15 protein-coding genes are annotated in these 16,361 nt (G+C 34.2%); 3 read left to right on the top strand and 12 right to left on the bottom strand.

Going from position 1 to position 16,361, the window contains the following annotated elements; genetic code table 11:
• The 5 genes from Q0505_RS16430 to Q0505_RS16410 form a co-directional block, all read right to left on the bottom strand.
• Positions 1 to 1,076 (bottom strand): mucoidy inhibitor MuiA family protein (locus tag Q0505_RS16430; protein WP_299215235.1); only part of this gene is annotated, 1,076 nt, incomplete at its 3' end.
• 137 nt (positions 1,077 to 1,213) lie between these two features.
• Complete coding sequence (locus Q0505_RS16425; RefSeq protein WP_299215232.1) at positions 1,214 to 1,624, bottom strand: thiol-disulfide oxidoreductase DCC family protein; 411 nt, start codon at positions 1,622 to 1,624, stop codon at positions 1,214 to 1,216.
• A gap of 206 nt (positions 1,625 to 1,830) precedes the next feature.
• The gene (locus Q0505_RS16420) at positions 1,831 to 4,002 is read right to left on the bottom strand and encodes a DNA mismatch repair protein MutS (protein WP_299215229.1); all 2,172 of its coding nucleotides are present in this window, start codon (positions 4,000 to 4,002) and stop codon (positions 1,831 to 1,833) included.
• Between the two features lie 205 nt (positions 4,003 to 4,207).
• A complete protein-coding gene (locus Q0505_RS16415) occupies positions 4,208 to 4,414 on the bottom strand; it encodes a class I lanthipeptide (protein WP_299215226.1) in 207 nt (68 codons plus the stop codon).
• Positions 4,415 to 4,520: 106 nt separating this feature from the next.
• The gene (locus tag Q0505_RS16410) at positions 4,521 to 6,209 is read right to left on the bottom strand and encodes a helix-turn-helix domain-containing protein (protein WP_299215223.1); all 1,689 of its coding nucleotides are present in this window, start codon (positions 6,207 to 6,209) and stop codon (positions 4,521 to 4,523) included.
• A gap of 270 nt (positions 6,210 to 6,479) precedes the next feature.
• Here Q0505_RS16410 and Q0505_RS16405 point away from each other — a divergent pair, with 270 nt between their 5' ends.
• The 3 genes from Q0505_RS16405 (at position 6,480) to Q0505_RS16395 (ending at position 9,544) form a co-directional block, all read left to right on the top strand.
• On the top strand, positions 6,480 to 7,145 hold the full coding sequence (locus Q0505_RS16405) for a uracil-DNA glycosylase (RefSeq protein ID WP_299215221.1): 666 nt from the start codon (positions 6,480 to 6,482) through the stop codon (positions 7,143 to 7,145).
• Positions 7,146 to 7,211: 66 nt separating this feature from the next.
• The gene (locus Q0505_RS16400) at positions 7,212 to 8,324 is read left to right on the top strand and encodes a helix-turn-helix domain-containing protein (protein ID WP_299215218.1); all 1,113 of its coding nucleotides are present in this window, start codon (positions 7,212 to 7,214) and stop codon (positions 8,322 to 8,324) included.
• A gap of 134 nt (positions 8,325 to 8,458) precedes the next feature.
• A complete protein-coding gene (locus Q0505_RS16395; RefSeq protein WP_299215216.1) occupies positions 8,459 to 9,544 on the top strand; it encodes a S41 family peptidase in 1,086 nt (361 codons plus the stop codon).
• Between the two features lie 306 nt (positions 9,545 to 9,850).
• Here Q0505_RS16395 and Q0505_RS16390 read toward each other — a convergent pair whose 3' ends face one another.
• The 7 genes from Q0505_RS16390 to Q0505_RS16360 all read right to left on the bottom strand — a co-directional run bounded on the left by Q0505_RS16390 (position 9,851) and on the right by Q0505_RS16360 (position 16,268).
• Complete coding sequence (locus Q0505_RS16390; RefSeq protein WP_299215213.1) at positions 9,851 to 10,705, bottom strand: substrate-binding domain-containing protein; 855 nt, start codon at positions 10,703 to 10,705, stop codon at positions 9,851 to 9,853.
• Between the two features lie 38 nt (positions 10,706 to 10,743).
• Entirely contained in the window at positions 10,744 to 11,616 is an 873-nt protein-coding gene (locus tag Q0505_RS16385) for a nucleoside phosphorylase (RefSeq protein WP_299215211.1), read from the bottom strand.
• A 6-nt stretch (positions 11,617 to 11,622) separates the two neighbouring features.
• A complete protein-coding gene (locus Q0505_RS16380) occupies positions 11,623 to 12,555 on the bottom strand; it encodes a DUF1835 domain-containing protein (RefSeq protein WP_299215209.1) in 933 nt (310 codons plus the stop codon).
• A 95-nt stretch (positions 12,556 to 12,650) separates the two neighbouring features.
• Positions 12,651 to 12,980: a translation initiation factor gene (locus tag Q0505_RS16375; RefSeq protein WP_299215207.1), complete on the bottom strand. Its 330-nt coding sequence runs from the start codon at positions 12,978 to 12,980 to the stop codon at positions 12,651 to 12,653.
• Between the two features lie 6 nt (positions 12,981 to 12,986).
• Complete coding sequence (locus tag Q0505_RS16370) at positions 12,987 to 13,457, bottom strand: hypothetical protein (RefSeq protein WP_299215204.1); 471 nt, start codon at positions 13,455 to 13,457, stop codon at positions 12,987 to 12,989.
• 107 nt (positions 13,458 to 13,564) lie between these two features.
• Positions 13,565 to 14,515 carry a 2-oxoglutarate and iron-dependent oxygenase domain-containing protein gene (locus Q0505_RS16365; protein WP_299215201.1) on the bottom strand — a complete coding sequence of 317 codons (951 nt, stop codon included), beginning with the start codon at positions 14,513 to 14,515 and terminating at the stop codon, positions 13,565 to 13,567.
• A 145-nt stretch (positions 14,516 to 14,660) separates the two neighbouring features.
• Complete coding sequence (locus tag Q0505_RS16360; protein WP_299215199.1) at positions 14,661 to 16,268, bottom strand: carboxypeptidase-like regulatory domain-containing protein; 1,608 nt, start codon at positions 16,266 to 16,268, stop codon at positions 14,661 to 14,663.
• Between the last annotated feature and the right edge of the window lie 93 nt (positions 16,269 to 16,361).

The raw sequence follows: 16,361 nt of genomic DNA, 5'->3' as shown, positions 1-16,361 counted from the left end.
GAGGTCCCTTTAATAAGTATGTTTACGTACGCAATCGGACCATTTGAGTCCTGAACAATTCCTGTGACTTTTCTTACTGTAGGATTGTATTTATAGCTGTAGGAACTAGTACTTCTACTTGAATTTCTATAGTAGTTATTTACAAATTGTAAGTACTTGGTGTTAACTTCCGGTTTTATATTATTGGTATTTGGGTCTCCTGTGGATATGATAAGCGATACATCTTCCCAAGAAGTTCCTGTGGTTTGAAATACATGTGCTTTATAGGCGAGATCCAACGGAGTATTAATCGTTTTTGCTTTCAAATCATAGATAGGATACCAGCCTGCATTCGCTACGTTATATTTTAAGACGAGTGGAAGTGTCGCTGGACGTTCACTATTTATTTTTAACGTAATTTTTCCTGTACTTTTTTCTTCGGTAATGTTTAGTTCGTTGAACTGTTTTGTCAGATCTTGGTTCTTAAGCTGAAGGTCATATCTTTTGCGCTCTGCATCCAAGATTTCGTTCTTGATTTCCGTCACACGTTGTCTGTAATAGGTCGCAAGAGCTTTTACTTTTTCGAGACTGACTTCTTGTGTCGTACTTCCTAGCTTTTGGTTAAGGCTGATAACCTCTTCTTCTTTTTGTAAACCGATGATGCGGTTGTTGAGTTTTTTGATGCTAAATTCTACATCCTTTTTTTCTTTTTGTAAGGCTTCAACGGCTTCTGTGTTTTTCTGTTTTGTTAAGAAATCAATGCCATAATTGATAGAGAGAATCGAAGCTTCTCCGAGTCCAGATACTTGAATGCTATTTTCATCTATGGTATTAGAAAGGTTTTCAAAAATAAATGTGGTGGTTCCGTCTTCTACCAATACACTGCTGTTTCTTTCTACTTGCGCTCCGTTCAGGTACACGGTAACTCGTGAGATCTCAGAATCGGCTTTCTTTTCAGATACATATACGTCTTCAGACGTTTCTGTACAGATTACGTTTATTGGGTTTGAGTCCGCTACTGCGACTACGCTCAGCACAGATTTCGCGAAAGCGTAATTAGCAACAAAAAAGGCTAGCAGGAAGAGTGTTTTTTTCATGGTTTCATGATTTATAGGATCAAAATTAAGGTAAAATAACAGATGAAGAAACCTACAATGAGGGATGTAGTGTTATTAGTTCGTTAAATAGTCTATTGAGGTAGGGAAGAGGTTCTCGACTTCTCGGGAACGCGATATTATCCTAAAAACTTGGCTTTTAATTCTGGCGTAGGAATCATACAGGATTCTTTTTTACCGTACCATTTGTAGCGATTTTTAGCAATGAAGTCATACACTAGATTTCTAAGAAATGCAGGGATGATAAGAAAAATGGCGAGTAGGGGATAACCACCAGACAGCGACCGAGCAATATGTAAGGCTGCCGAAGATTTTGTATATGCCTTTTCTTGATCTATAAGAATAATGGAATCTGTTTCTTTAGGATCAATCTGATGTTTCTCCATCAGTGATTTACCAATGTCGCTTTGTAACGGGGCATATCTAAAAAGATCTTTTGGATCATGCTTGATGACAAAGGTGATGGAGGAATTGCATAGGTTGCAGACCCCGTCAAATAGAATAATTTTTTTATCTTTTACTTCTTCCATTTCATTCCCGTGAACCTACCTGTCGGGAGACAGGGGCGGGAATCTCATCCCGTCAGTCACAATTTTTACTTTAACAATACAAAGATACTACCCGAATTCTAGAGTTGTTTTAAAATCTTGTTAAGCTTCTATGTCCGCTTTCGCGAAAGCGTTATTTTGCCTTTTTTACACCTCGATAAGCTCTGTATGACATCTTATGGTACAATTTATTTCTTCTTTTTTGTCTGTACCAATTCTAGTTGATCTACAGAGACCTTAGTCGTAAACATACCGTAATCTACGGTGGCTTTTCCTTTTTCTATAAGATCAATAACGCCAACGGCTTTACCATCATACATCCGTACACGATCTCCTACTTTTAAGATAGGTTTTGGCTTTTCTACTTTCGGAGCTACTTTTTTTGATTCTTCTTTCTTCTTCCGGATCACAGCCACTTTCTGTTCCACCTCTTTTTGAACTTGAACTTCTTTTTGCTTTTGAACTTTAGCTTGCTTAAGGGACTGTTTTTTACGTTTAGAATTTTCTATCTGAATGATTTTCATGAGCTCAGCAACGAGTTCGCGTTTTTTCTTATCGTGATAAAACTTCTCACTTATCGTATCTAGTTTTTGACCTAAATAAATAAGCCGCTGATTACTATCATAAAGTTCCTGATAGTTTTCTAATTTGGATTGCACCTTTGCATTGACCTCCTGAAGCTTCTGATCTTGCTGTATGGCTTTTTGCTCTTTCTCTTTAAGGGTAGCTGTAGTTTTAGCAAGTTTGCTACGTTCTTTTTGAAGATCAGCGATACTCTTATCAAAACGAATTTTACCACGCTCTACCTTCTTTTTTGAGCGATTGATGAGTGAGTAAGGAATGCCATTTTTTTGAGCGACTTCAAACGTAAATGAACTTCCTGCTTCTCCTAGATGTAACTTAAATAAGGGTTCTAGCGTTCTGGCATCAAAAAGCATATTGGCATTGACAATCTCTTTGGTTTCATTTGCCATCATCTTGAGGTTGGCATAATGCGTCGTGATTATCCCGTAGCTTTCACGCTCATGAAAGACTTCTAAGAATGTCTCAGCTAGCGCACCTCCTAATTCTGGATCTGAGCCTGTACCAAATTCATCAATCAAAAAGAGAGTGTATTTATCACATTTCTTAAGAAAGTAGTTCATATTCTTAAGACGATAACTATAGGTACTCAGATGATTTTCTATACTTTGATTATCACCTATATCAGTAAGGATTTTATTAAAAAGACACATCCTAGAATACTCGTGAACAGGGACGAGCATCCCGCTTTGGAGCATGAGTTGTAAAAGTCCTACGGTTTTTAACGTAATACTTTTACCTCCAGCATTGGGGCCAGAGATCACAATAATGCGACTTTCTGAGTCTAAGTGAATGTCTTGCGGAAAGGTTTTTTCTCCTTTGGCGGTATTGCTTAGGTAGAGTAGTGGGTGGTAGGCATCTTTAAGCGTGATCTCTCTATCTTTTGTAATGGTCGGTAAAATAGCATTAAGCTTCTCTGCATATTTTGCTTTGGCAGCAATAACATCGATGGTACTTAATAGTTTTTGGTATTCTTGAAGTAGAGTAATGAACGGACGAATAGTATTGGTTAACGCTTTTAAAATACGTTTGATCTCCTCGTCTTCTTCAAAAAGCAAGTTGTTGAGTTCTCGTTGCGCCTGCATGGTTGCTTCAGGCTGTATGTATACAATACTTCCTGTTTTAGAACTCCCCATAATAGAACCTTTCACTTTACGACGATGCATCGCCGTGACAGCCAGTACGCGTACGTTTTCCACCACAGATTCTCTTATATCATCTAGATATCCATAGCCGTGATAGCGTCCTAAAGCAGAAGCAAAACTGGAATTGATCTTTCCTTTCACTTGATTGATACTTCTTCGCGTGTTTTGTAATAGCGGAGAGGCATCATCTCTTAATTCTCCATATTTATCAAAAATGGCATTCACTGCATCTTTGATCACAGTGGTATATTCTGTATTGACAACGGTGTTATAAAGTGTAGGATAGCGTTCTTGATACTTATCAAAAAATTTCAGATGAATATTTACAGTTTCTGAAATACTAGATAGTTTTTTAAAGCTTCCTCTTTCTAACACGCTGTCTTCTATATCCAGAAATTTAATTTCGCGATCTATTGGGTCGTATCCATGATTAGGAATGACGGTTTCGTGAAATCTAGATGAGACGTATTCATTGGTTTGATGTAATCCAAAAAGCACCTCTTTTGATGCGGTATATGGAACAATAGCGAGCGCTTTTTCTTTACCATGTTCTGTAACGCAACGCTCTGCAACATGTTCACAAACAGTATGGAATTCGAGATCTTTAAGTGTTTTTTGATGTATGTTTATCATCTTATGGATACTGTGGCGATTAGGTCTTTACTAATGCATCACAGGATATTATTTTTCTTTATAAATTATAGGTCATAGCTTTTCTAGCAACACAAAAGTACAGAATAAATAAGCTGCATACTATCATTTATATCATAAGAAAGGTCTTAAGTATGTATTCTAACACTCCTAAGACCTTTTTGTATATTAATGTTGGTATAAATGATTATCCAGAAACTGTCGTGAGAGATAGACCAAGACATTTTAAGGATGATCTTATGACGGTGAATGAAATAGAGTCACATGTGGTCTCTTGATCTTCACTAGTCTCTTGATCTTGACCTCCTCTTATTAGATTCAAATCATTGCTATTCAATCTTGCAATGGTTACTTTCTGAAATGCTACAGGCGAATTTTGGTTGATTTTTCTCATGATTTTTCTATTTAGTTTAATGGTACCTAAAGTTAAGAGAAATAAATCATTATGATATACTCTTAAAGGCTTTGGTCATCTTCATTCATAAATAAAGACTAAATAATCAATCTAATTTGTTTAATTTTTTAATAAAGTAGGAAGGGTAGATACTATATACTTTATAAAAAGTCTTTGAAAAAGATTCGGCACTTTTAAAACCACATTCTTCCGCAATGGCTTTTATAGTGAAGCGACGTAATTTAGATTGAGATTTTAATTGATTAAAAGCATATTCAATACGAAGTTCCTTTATATATGTAGCAAAACTTTTTTGTTTATAATGGTTAATTACCTTGGACAAATAATTACTATTTGTATTCATTTTTGAGGCAAGGCTATGCAGAGTGATTTTAGAATCTATATAGGAATGTGCTACTTCAAAATCAGATAACTTTATTAATAACATATCTAGTATTTCTTTAGGAATATCAGGTGGTGAAGTATCAAAAATTTTAGGTGTAATCTTCTCTTTAGGTTTTTCCGTTTTAATTAATTCTTTAAACCTCTTTTTATAAAATGTTTTCTTTTTATATTGGTACGCAGAGACTCCTATAATCCCAGATATTACAAGTAATAAAATAATCGTAGATGTGTTTGATTTTTTTTTGTCAAGCTGTAACTGCTGTATAAGTTGCTCCTTACTACTTATTAAACTAGGAATATCTAGTTTGTTTGTTATTTCTTGGTTTACATATTTGTAGCGATTATCTAAGATACTATCTACTTGAATAAGCTTTCCTGTGTACGTTAGCTGTTCTTCTATATCACCCTCTTTTTTATAGTATTTTATAATTTGTTGGTAGGCACTGGTAAATTCTGGAGAAATATTGTTTGTTTTTTGAAAGATGCTATCTACTTTTTTATAATTTAAAATAGATTTTTTTTCATTCTGTAAATAAGAGTACGCTTTACCTAGATAGAAATATCCACTTGTAATGGTGGTTTGGTCTTGAATTTTTTCAATGTAAGGTAAGGCTCTTGCGATATTGATTTCTGCCTCTACATATTCTTGATTTTGTAGTTTTAAGATACCATCTAGTAATAAAAAATGATAATAATTGATAGAGGTGTCAGACTCATTTTTATCTAATAGCCCTAGCCGTGTATAGACTCTAGCTGAATCCAAATAATTCATTTTTCTATAAGCGTCTGCGAGTGAGAATAATACATTGTAGTATAAAGGAGAGTTTTCATCTCTATAGTTTTTCTCTACAACATATTTGTAGCATTTTTTTGTGATAGTGAGTGCTTCTTGGTTCTTATCAATGGTAGATTTTAGCTGTCCGAGACTTTGGTTAATCAAGAATTCTAAATGCTCTTTTCTACTACCGTGATTGTAATATGCTGCTTTGATATAATTGTCTAAAGCATTTTTATAAAGGTATTTTCTATGATAGATAACCCCTTTGTCAAAGTAGGCTGTTGCTGGAAAGTTTTCATTCTTTAGGTTTTTTGAGATCTCTATAATAGTATCATAAAGATGAAAAACATCTTCTATATCTCCTTTAGAAATGATCCTTAAATAATAGCTTTTTACAATTTCTAAAGAGTCATTTTCTTTTCTAGCTTTATGTAAATACGCCTTAAAATAGGTATGATTAAGAAGAGAGTCATTGCCTGGTTTAAAAAATAATTGTTGTAATTCTTGATAATCTAAGTTACTAAGAGAATCTATAGCACGCTCTTGTGATAAAAGTGATTGAGATATAAAAACCAATAAAACAAAGATATTTATATTCTTTCTTGCTAGCATTGGCACTTTGGTTAGAATCTTTGTTAATAGCTATATAAAAGTCTTTTAAAGATAGGGTATTACTACTTCTTTAGCAAAACACATAAAATGCAATTTAATTTAGAATTTTCTAATTAATAGATGGTTGCTATGTTTTATACACTTTTTAAGAACGTATAACCCAAGAAACACATAATTTACAAAGAAGATTAAAGCGCTTGTATTTGATCCCTTATTATGGTATTTCAAGCGGAAGCACGTACCTTTATATCTTAGTAAGGTACAGCATTTATGAATATACAAATACACCCTAGTTGGAAAAAAGAACTCCATGAAGAGTTTGAAAAAGAATACTTTAAAAGTCTCACTCAATTTGTAAGGGAAGAATATACATCGCATACCTGTTTTCCAAAAGGAAGTCAGATTTTTAATGCGTTTGATCATTGCCCTTTTGAGGAGGTAAAAGTGGTGATTTTAGGACAAGATCCGTATCACGGAGTTGGTCAAGCCAATGGTCTTTGTTTTTCTGTCAACGACCATATTGCGATGCCGCCATCATTGATCAATATTTTTAAAGAGATCGAGACCGACGTAGAAATTCCGTTTCCACAAAATGGTAATTTAGAGCGTTGGGCATCACAAGGAATTTTATTACTCAACGCCACCTTAACCGTGCGCGCTCATCAAGCAGGGTCTCATCAGAAAAAAGGATGGGAAACCTTTACAGATGCTGTGATAAGTACGCTTTCGCGAAAGCGTGAAAACATCATTTTCCTTCTTTGGGGTGGGTTTGCTAAAAAGAAAGGAGCAAAAATTGACACCACAAAACATCATATCCTCACCTCAGGACATCCATCGCCATTAAGCGCTAATCGAGGCTATTGGTTTGGTAATAAACATTTTAGTCAGACGAATGCATTACTGCGTTCTTTTGGTGAAGAAGAAATAAAATGGTAAAATGAAGTTGTATGTATCATCATTTTATGATGAGTATATTCCTAATGTTGACATCTTAAAATAGACATGGATTTACAGTATAATTTCTTTAATATCTTAATTCTTTTTGGAGCGATCCAAGGGATAATTCTATGTATTTTTTTACGTCAAAAAAGAAAAGTAAATCCACTTTCTGTAAACTTCTTTTTATTATTCCTGTTTTCATTATCGTTTTTTAATTTGATTTATGCTTTTTTAGATATGGATGTATTTGCCTATTATAGACCTTTACACATGTTTCCATTTCCTTATAAATGGCTGATAGGAGCAGGATTTTATTTTTATATAAAAAATCAATTTCCAGTAGTAGAAAACCAGTCATCCTATCATAAAAAAGAATGGTATTTATTAGCACCTGCTTTTCTGTATTTAGTACTACGAATCTATTGGTTTTCTATAGCAATTCAAGAGAATAGTTACCGAATTACCTCCGTAGTTGTCAATTCTGATTTTTTTAGAATTCATGAATTCTTTGTCTTGTTTTTTACGTTTTTTATGGGGATAGCCTCCTTACTTTTTTTACATAAAAATAAGAATCAGATACTTTTAAAATCAATGTTTACGTTGAAATGGCTTAAGAAGTTTACGTGCGTATTTATAAGTATAGCAGCTGTAGACCTTCTACTATATACAGCAGATTTAATGTTGAATGGTGGGGTTGAAAGTTTTGGCTTTTACTATGCAACCTTACTTATAAATGCCGCTTTCATTTATTGGATTGGTTTTATGGGGTTCACAAAATCAAAGTTATTTTTTACTACATTTAAATACACACAAGAAACGCCAAGTGTTGCTTCGAGTGGTATTTCTGAAAAATTAAAACAAGCGATTCAAACAGAAAAAGCCTATCTCAATCCAAACCTTATGTTGTCAGATTTGGCTACAGAAATGAATATCACATCCAAAGCACTTTCTAAACATATTAATGAGTCCTTGGGTATGAATTTTTCAGAGTTCATTAATTTTTATCGTGTGCAAGAAGTCAAAGTATTAATGGCATCTGCAGAAGCTTCAAAATACACCTTAGTAACTTTGGCAGAAAAGGCTGGGTTTCGTTCTAAATCCTCTTTTAATGAAACGTTCAAAAAAGTAACAGGTATCACACCTTCCGCATATAAAAAGGAAATAAAGAATTTATAAAATTTGTCCAAGATGCAGTTTTCTGGACATTTCAAATTTTAAAACACTCTCTTTGTTACAGGTTTAAATTCATATTTGCAGTAACAAATCCCTATATATTTTATGAGGAGAATGTATAGTAGTCATAAAGATATATGATAGTCCAATTTAAAATGATGAAAAGTAGTATTGCATTTTTAATTATTTGCTTGATTATTGGAAGCTGTAAAAGTTCTAGTCAAGAAGAAGTAATTGTTGAAACAGCTAGTCATACCAATTCAATAGCTATTCTAGATTCAATTATTCAAATCTCTAAAACCAATGCTTATAATACTAAGAATGTCAATTGGGATATCTTGTCTAAAGATATGTTTGCTATCTCAGAACGTCACGATTCCATTGATAAAATTGGAAAACCAACAGAATATATGTTTAAAACATTAGGAGATTTTCACGGAATGTTGATGTATGACTATAAGGTTGCATTTAGCTATAAACCAGAAAAAGAAGGAGTACCTAGAGATAGTATTTGGGATGCCATTACAACGACTAAGATTACATTGCCTTATGAAGTGATTGGGAAAATAATAGAAAATACCAATATTGCTTATATTGAAATCGTTGGCACAGGTGTAATGCAAGAGGAGGATATAATACAGGCTAGAGACACCATAAGAAGTGTTATATGTTCTTTAAAAATACAAGAGCCTAATGGATGGATTTTGGATTTGAGGTGTAATACAGGAGGTAATATGCATCCTATGATGGCAGGTATTGGTGAATTAATTCCAGATGCTGATTTGGGAGGAGATACAACTGATGATATAAGCTTTGATTCCTTATGGTCTTTGAAAGATGGAAATTTTTTAGAAAATGGATATGCACATTACGGACAAGAATTACAATGTTCAGAAACAAAAAATACCAAAAAAATAGTAGTGCTTACAAGTAGATTTACAGCAAGTGCAGGAGAGGTGGTAGCTTCTAGTCTTAAAGGACAAGATAATATAGTATTGATAGGAGAAAAAACCGCAGGGCTTTCTAGTACAAACGGATGGTATGTCTTACCAGAAAAATGGGTGTTAGCTCCCATGCAAGCCTATTTTATGAGTCTGGATAAAACAGTACATAAAGATGGAATAAATCCCGATATTATAGTAAATGAACGTTTGGATTTATCTAATTTATTTCAGGGAAAGATGATAGAAAGAGCTATTAAATGGATTCATACGGGATCTTAAGAAGATCAAAATTTTTGAATCATAGCTGTATAGAATAAAAAGAAAATACCGCATAAAAAAATGACGCCGAAAATTTGAATTAAGCTTCAGCGCCATTTTGTATTGTGTTATATATACATCTAAACTTATTCTTCGTCAGACTCAGGTTCAGGGACTTTATTGCAACTAAATTGAAGTAGTAAAAAGTTAATTACTACGAGAACACCGATTACTATAAAAAATGTAGTCATACCCCAAGTTGTTAATTATATTCTATAGATGCGTAAAATTACAGAAGGTTGCGTCTAAAGTTAAAAAAAATACAAATTAGTGTAAATTAACATAAAACTCTTTCGCATCCATCTCTTTTTCAATCATTTGGAGTTCTAATAATTTTGATTGAATTTTATTAATTTCTTCAGAGGTGATTTGTTCTTGAGACCAAACCGTACCTGATAACCATTTTTGGATATCTTCCAGCTTTTGCTCGTATCGATGCGCTAGCGTACGATCTATAGAAGGAATCTTTTTAAAATCACGAGTCATGTCATTAATGACATCAAGAACAATTTTTATTTCATCACGCTTCGCAGTAATAGCCTCAAGATGACCCGCAATCGCAAAGCAACTCCAAGGCGTAGGAAAATCACCTAATCGTCTAAAAACGCCTGCATCTACAATAGGTTTGGTAGTAAAATGCTCCCACATAAAGTAATCTGCTTTTCCATTAATCAGTGCTTCAACTGCATTTTCGAGCGTATTTACGACTTCAAAATCTAGTTTTGACGTATCCCATCCTCTTTGTTTTGCTTGGACGTGTGCCATGACATGAGATCCAGATCCATACCGACTGATGGCAGCTTTTGCAAATTGAAGTTCGTCTATCGCTGTAAAAGGGCTTTCTTGTGATACGTGTACTCCCCATAGGAGTGGAGAAGAAACATATAACTGTAAAATTTTTGAAGGATTTCCGTTGGCAATATCCTTAATAACACCTCCTGTAAGAATTACAGCAAGATCAATTTCTTTGGCACGCAACGCTTTATTCATCGCACCCGTACCTTCTGGAATATCAATCCATTCTACAGATACACCCGCTTTTAAAAATAATCCTTCTTCTAAGGCTAAGTGCCAAGGAAGATTAAAATGCTCAGGAACCCCCCCGATTTTTATGTTCTCCATCTATAATTGTACTATGGTGTAAAATTACATAAATCCGCTTACATACTCGTAATACGGTCTAATGTATATTGGATTAAACGGTCTATGGTTTTATGAGGTTGCGCACTAAATTGCCCCGTAACTCTATTGGCTAAAATAGCATTTAGAGAAATGGCTCGGTGTCCTAAAAGTGCAGCCAAACCATAAATACCTGCTGTTTCCATTTCTAGGTTGGTTATTTTGCTTTCGCGAAAGCGGAATTCCCCCAACTTCTGGTTCATCTTTGCATCTGAGGTTTGTAAACGCAAGACTCTGCCTTGCGGACCATAAAAACCAACATTGGTAGCTGTAAATCCTTCTACAACCGAAGCTGAGAGAAAATGACTCGCAAGATCACGATCACAAATAACTACATAAGGTTCGCTCTTTTGTGCAGACCAACCCATGTGTTTTACAAATGCCTTTTGAATCTCTGGATGCTGAATATGTGTACTGTCATAAAAATGAAGTAGCGCATCAAGTCCTATTGCCATATCACTCAAAAGGAAGGCATCTACAGGAATGTCTTCTTGTATAGAACCACTAGTTCCTATGCGTATGATATCAAGTGAGGTATGTCTTTCTTTTATCGTTCTTGTTTCTAAATCAATATTAACAAGGGCGTCTAGCTCATTAAGAACAATATCAATATTATCGGTACCTATCCCTGTCGAAATAACAGTAATGCGTTTTCCCTTATAGGTTCCTGTCGTCGTTTTAAACTCTCTACGTTGGGCGGTGTGTGTAATGGTATCAAAATATGCCGTTACGGTATCTACACGATCCGGATCACCTACAGTAATCACTGTTGGCGCTACATGTTCTGGACGAATGTGTAAATGATATACACTACCGTCAGGATTCAGAATAAGCTCAGAAGCAGGAATCACCATATCGTATTATATTTTTATCAGTTGATGGGTTTCTTCATGATATTGATATGCATATTTTGAAACGCCTCCAAAATAGCAGGTTTCGTTTTGACCAGGCGCTTGAATATCGTTGCCAGCTAAAGCATATTCTCCTTTTTCATTAACAATAAAATAGCCATCTTGCTCTTCAAAATAGGAGCGTAGTCTTTTAATCATTTTTAATACCTGCATATCTCCATATCCGTAATATCCTTGATAATTTAAAACATAACCACATAACTGATGTTCAGACGAGATTTTATGCTTTTTAATGAGTTTTAGAAGATGCCTTTCTAGGGTGTTCAATCCAGAATGCTCTTCTGGAAAACGCTTTTTATGTGCACTAATACAATTAGATAAATAGATGAAATTACTGTCTTTTGCTAATTTAGGCTGTAATGGTACATGATCATCACTACAATATAATCTCCAGATTTTATCAGCAAGTATTAGATCATTTCCAGTCAGTACTTGTTTATTTTGATAATGATTATCTAGTTGTTTATCGGTAAGTTCAGATATCCCCATCAAATTTTTCTCTCCGTCAACACGTCCACTACAGACTAAAAAAAGTGGTTTATTACAATAAAGCTGAACCATATAACTAATGCAAGCCATCATATTGATATGGCAAAAGAGGTCATATTCAAACCAAAGAATGATCTCATCATACTCCTTCCACTTTTTTATAATCTCGAGCTGAGAACCGAATTTTTCTTCATAATCAAACGTGTCAATAGCGTAATCTGTTTCTAAAAACGCTTTGCGAGTGTTTACAAAATCTTGATCACCTATGATATAAGTAGTTTTCCCTTCGCACAACATTTCTCTCCAAACAGCAAAATCTCCTGTAATGTCAAGTTTGAGCAGTCTATCATTCAGGCTATCGCCGTTGGTGATGTTAAGTGTTTTTGTAGACAATAGTATGATGTTTTTGTATGTTTAAAGTATTTTTTACTAAAGACTAAAGACTAAAGACTAAAGACTAAAGACTAAGGACTCAGGACTAGAGAAACTCACCCTCCAACGCGTTTTACTTTAAAACCTTTATCTTTTAGGAAGCTCATAATTTTATCACGGTAATCACCTTGTATAATGATTTGCTCATTTTTAAAACTACCGCCTACGCTTAGGAGTTTTTTAATCTCTTTAGCGAGGAGTTTAAAATCGCTATCTGCTCCTGTGTAGCCTTCTATAATCGTAATAGGTTTCCCTTTACGTTTCTCGTATTTACAAATCAGCGGATCGTCTTGCATCCATAACGTATCATCTACTTCTTCCTGAATTTCGGGTTCAGTTGGCGTATGATCTGGAAAAAGATTTTTCAGTTGGTCTTGTAGATTCATGGGTTATTAATTAATTAGATATCTAGTTTTTGTTTTTACTATACTATCTAATATTTTTATTTGATCTTCGGAAAATAAGTAATCTCGAACTTTTAGAGTTAATTCTTTTCTAGTCGTACTTCTAACAAGAAAAAGATAATACTCTGTCAATCCAAAATCATTTCCAACACATCCTAATTGAAAATGAATAGTCCCTTCGTCATCGACACTATTTATGATGTAATCAAAAACTTTTGAGTCTTTTCGTTCTAATAAACCTTCGAATATAACACCTTTTACGGCACTATTCTTATAATTCATAAGCTGATGTAATTCAGATTTTTTTGCATTATTAATAAGCCATTGTTGAGTTTTCCATAAACTTGATGAACTTCCAGAATATCCTGTATATTGAGTATCGATACTATTTCTTTTCTCAATGTACAACACTGTATCTTTAATCTCTGGTCGTATCTCAGACCAATCAAAATGACACATAGGTTTTTTGAACTCATTAGAATAGATAAAACTCGAAAAGAGTACTATAATAAGTATACTAGAGAAAAAATAATATGTTGAATTATTTTTGATATGTATTATTTATATTATTCTTTAATCAATCCTATCTCCACCAGACGTTGGTGTAAAAATTCTCCAGCGGTAATATTCTCAAAAGCTTTAGGATGCTCTTCAGAAATACATTCCTCCAGACAATTTAATTTCATATCACTACGTGGGTGCATAAAAAACGGAATCGAATATCGAGGCGTACCCCATTGCTCTTTTGGTGGATTCACCACGCGATGAATTGTAGAACGTAATTTATTATTGGTAAGACGTTCAAGCATATCACCTACATTAATCACGAGTTCATCTTCATTAGGAATGGCATCAATCCATTCTCCATCTTTACGTAATACTTGTAATCCTCCCGCAGAAGCTCCCATAAGAAGCGTAATCAAATTGATATCTCCGTGTGCTCCAGCACGTACAGCGCCTTTTGGTTCTTCGGTAATAGGAGGGTAGTGTATAGGACGTAAAATACTATTGCCATTACGCGCCCAGTGATCAAAATAGAACTCATCGAGTCCAATATATAACGCCAAAGCTCTTAATACATAAATCCCTGTTTTTTCAAGCATTCTGTAAGCTTCCATTCCTGTTTCATTAAAGTTTGGAAGTTCGCTTACGATCACATTTTCTGGGTAGTCTTCGATCAGATTTGCATCTTCATCAGCTTCTTGTCCAAAATGCCAAAATTCTTTTAGGTCTCCTTGTTTTCTTCCTTTGGCGTGTTCTTTTCCAAAAGAGATATACCCACGTTGACCGCCTAATCCTTCAATCTCATATTTGGCTTTCTCTTCTAGTGGTAAGTCAAAAAAGCTTTTTATTTCTTTATAAAGTCCGTCGACAAGCGCATCATCTAAGAAATGATTTTTTAAAGAAACAAAGCCTATTTCTTCATAGGCAGTTCCTATTTCTTGTACAAATTTTTGTTTTTTATGGGAATCGCCGCTCAAAAAATCAGCGAGGTCTACACTTGGAATATTATTCATTGCTGTTATCTTAAAAAGGTGTGTTACAAAGATACAAATTTTAGCCTGTGGGCGTACGCTTTCGTACTTCGACATTGCTCAGTATAAACTTCTGCTTCACTTTGTTTCGCGAAAGCGTATAAGAAAACCATCGATCTAATGACCTTTAGTTTTTCAAAGGCGTATTCATCCAATAATCATCTATGTTTTCTAGTGTATTCATGGGTTGACCATGAAAGATAGGCCTGTACTTTGACATATAACTAGTCCCGAGGAGTAAATTTTCATTTAATCTTAGTTCTTGCACAAAAAACTCTCTATACTGATAATAGGTAGATGATTCTTGATTATTGACGATGTTACCGTCTATATCTTCAATTTTTTTCACTTTAATAAAGAGGTTTTTTTTATCGGTTTCTTTGGATACAGTTATTTTTTCAAAAAAAATAACTTCAGGGTCTTTAGGATATAAGAGAACCGTATTTTTCCTTACGGAAATACTATCAAGATTGATTTTTTCGTTTTTATACGTTAGTTTATAATTTTTTTTTCTAAGTGCATCGGTACGAAGGGGTTCATTGTTAAAGGTAATTTCAAATCTTTTTTTTGCAATATCTGCAATGGCGCCAGTAAGTTTGAATTTTGGAGGGTGTATGACATCAAAAGAGTTATTAAATGAAATGTAATTGGGATACATTTTATAATCATCAGACTGATACTCTACAATGATTTCATATAGTATTTTTTCTGTTTTGTCTTTATCCATTGATGCTGTTCCATAGAGACTTTGAGTTATATCTGTTTTTTTTCTAGGCGACCTAGTATCAAATACAGCATATTCCATTTTATAAATTTTGAAATCGTCTTTACTTATGTATATCTTTCCTGTGGCTTTATAATTTTCTTGGTTTTTAATCATTTGGATAACGTATAATTTGATGTCCGTTATCGAAGTTTCAGGGAGCAGTTTGAGTCGGTGATTTTTGATGATGTCTCTATCAAAACGATTAATAAAATCATAGCTGTCAATGTTGTAATTACGTATGGCATCGTGTAGGCGGAGTATGGTATATTCATTACCACCTTGACCATCTAAGGTGGCATTTGGGATGACTTTATTTCTATTCACATAGTCATAAGGTCTCGCCGCAATAGTATCTACTGGGAAATTAGAATTTCTTTTGTAGGTGTATAACTGTATGCTAGTATACTTTTTGTCTTGATATCCAAACCCAGGATCAGAAACCCCCATAATGGCTTCGCTAAGGTTTACATATTCTCCTTTTTTTATTTGGTAATCTCTGTAATATCCCACATAAGAAAATGGATCAAATGGATAATTATCAGGGATTTGTTCTACAGCTTTATGTATGATGGCTCTGGCGCTAAGTTTCTTTTTCCTTTTCTTTTTAGAACCTACAATGGTGACGGTGCCAAGTGTTTCTACTTTAGCTGCTAGCTTTATAATATTAACTTTTTCTTTGTAGAGTTTTGATAATACGATTTCTTGTGATTCATATCCGATAGATGAGATCACTAGCGTATCTCCTAATTTTTGCAATTTCTCAGGAATTTTAAACCCTCCATCCATATTGGATATCAATCCTTTTGATTTATTCTTGACTCGTACGGTTGCAAAGGCTATAGGAGTTTCGTCTTTAGAATCTAGTAACCGACCTTCAATAAAATCATCTTTTTGGGAATAGATAAAAGGAGATATTAGAAGCGCTATTAAGATTACCAATGATCGTAGTATAGGAGAGAGTGAGGACATCGGTTTTTATGTATAAAATTAGGAAACTTTTTGTTTATAAAGCACTTCTAAATAGCCTAATTGTTGTTAAAGTTATATGGTTTTATGTGTGAC

Source organism: uncultured Dokdonia sp., from assembly GCF_937910895.1.
Lineage (GTDB): Bacteria > Bacteroidota > Bacteroidia > Flavobacteriales > Flavobacteriaceae > Dokdonia.
This window is presented reverse-complemented; position numbering and strand designations above follow the sequence as displayed.

What these genes read in the sequence shown, in the direction of transcription:
- Q0505_RS16425 (WP_299215232.1), bottom strand. Translation starts at nt 1,624, where the DNA reads ATGGAAGAAGTAAAAGATAAAAAAATTATTCTATTTGACGGGGTCTGC.
- Q0505_RS16420 (WP_299215229.1), bottom strand. Translation starts at nt 4,002, where the DNA reads ATGATAAACATACATCAAAAAACACTTAAAGATCTCGAATTCCATACT.
- Q0505_RS16415 (WP_299215226.1), bottom strand. Translation starts at nt 4,414, where the DNA reads ATGAGAAAAATCAACCAAAATTCGCCTGTAGCATTTCAGAAAGTAACC.
- Q0505_RS16410 (WP_299215223.1), bottom strand. Translation starts at nt 6,209, where the DNA reads ATGCTAGCAAGAAAGAATATAAATATCTTTGTTTTATTGGTTTTTATA.
- Q0505_RS16405 (WP_299215221.1), top strand. Translation starts at nt 6,480, where the DNA reads ATGAATATACAAATACACCCTAGTTGGAAAAAAGAACTCCATGAAGAG.
- Q0505_RS16400 (WP_299215218.1), top strand. Translation starts at nt 7,212, where the DNA reads ATGGATTTACAGTATAATTTCTTTAATATCTTAATTCTTTTTGGAGCG.
- Q0505_RS16395 (WP_299215216.1), top strand. Translation starts at nt 8,459, where the DNA reads ATGATAGTCCAATTTAAAATGATGAAAAGTAGTATTGCATTTTTAATT.
- Q0505_RS16390 (WP_299215213.1), bottom strand. Translation starts at nt 10,705, where the DNA reads ATGGAGAACATAAAAATCGGGGGGGTTCCTGAGCATTTTAATCTTCCT.
- Q0505_RS16385 (WP_299215211.1), bottom strand. Translation starts at nt 11,616, where the DNA reads ATGGTGATTCCTGCTTCTGAGCTTATTCTGAATCCTGACGGTAGTGTA.
- Q0505_RS16375 (WP_299215207.1), bottom strand. Translation starts at nt 12,980, where the DNA reads ATGAATCTACAAGACCAACTGAAAAATCTTTTTCCAGATCATACGCCA.
- Q0505_RS16370 (WP_299215204.1), bottom strand. Translation starts at nt 13,457, where the DNA reads ATGTGTCATTTTGATTGGTCTGAGATACGACCAGAGATTAAAGATACA.
- Q0505_RS16365 (WP_299215201.1), bottom strand. Translation starts at nt 14,515, where the DNA reads ATGAATAATATTCCAAGTGTAGACCTCGCTGATTTTTTGAGCGGCGAT.
- Q0505_RS16360 (WP_299215199.1), bottom strand. Translation starts at nt 16,268, where the DNA reads ATGTCCTCACTCTCTCCTATACTACGATCATTGGTAATCTTAATAGCG.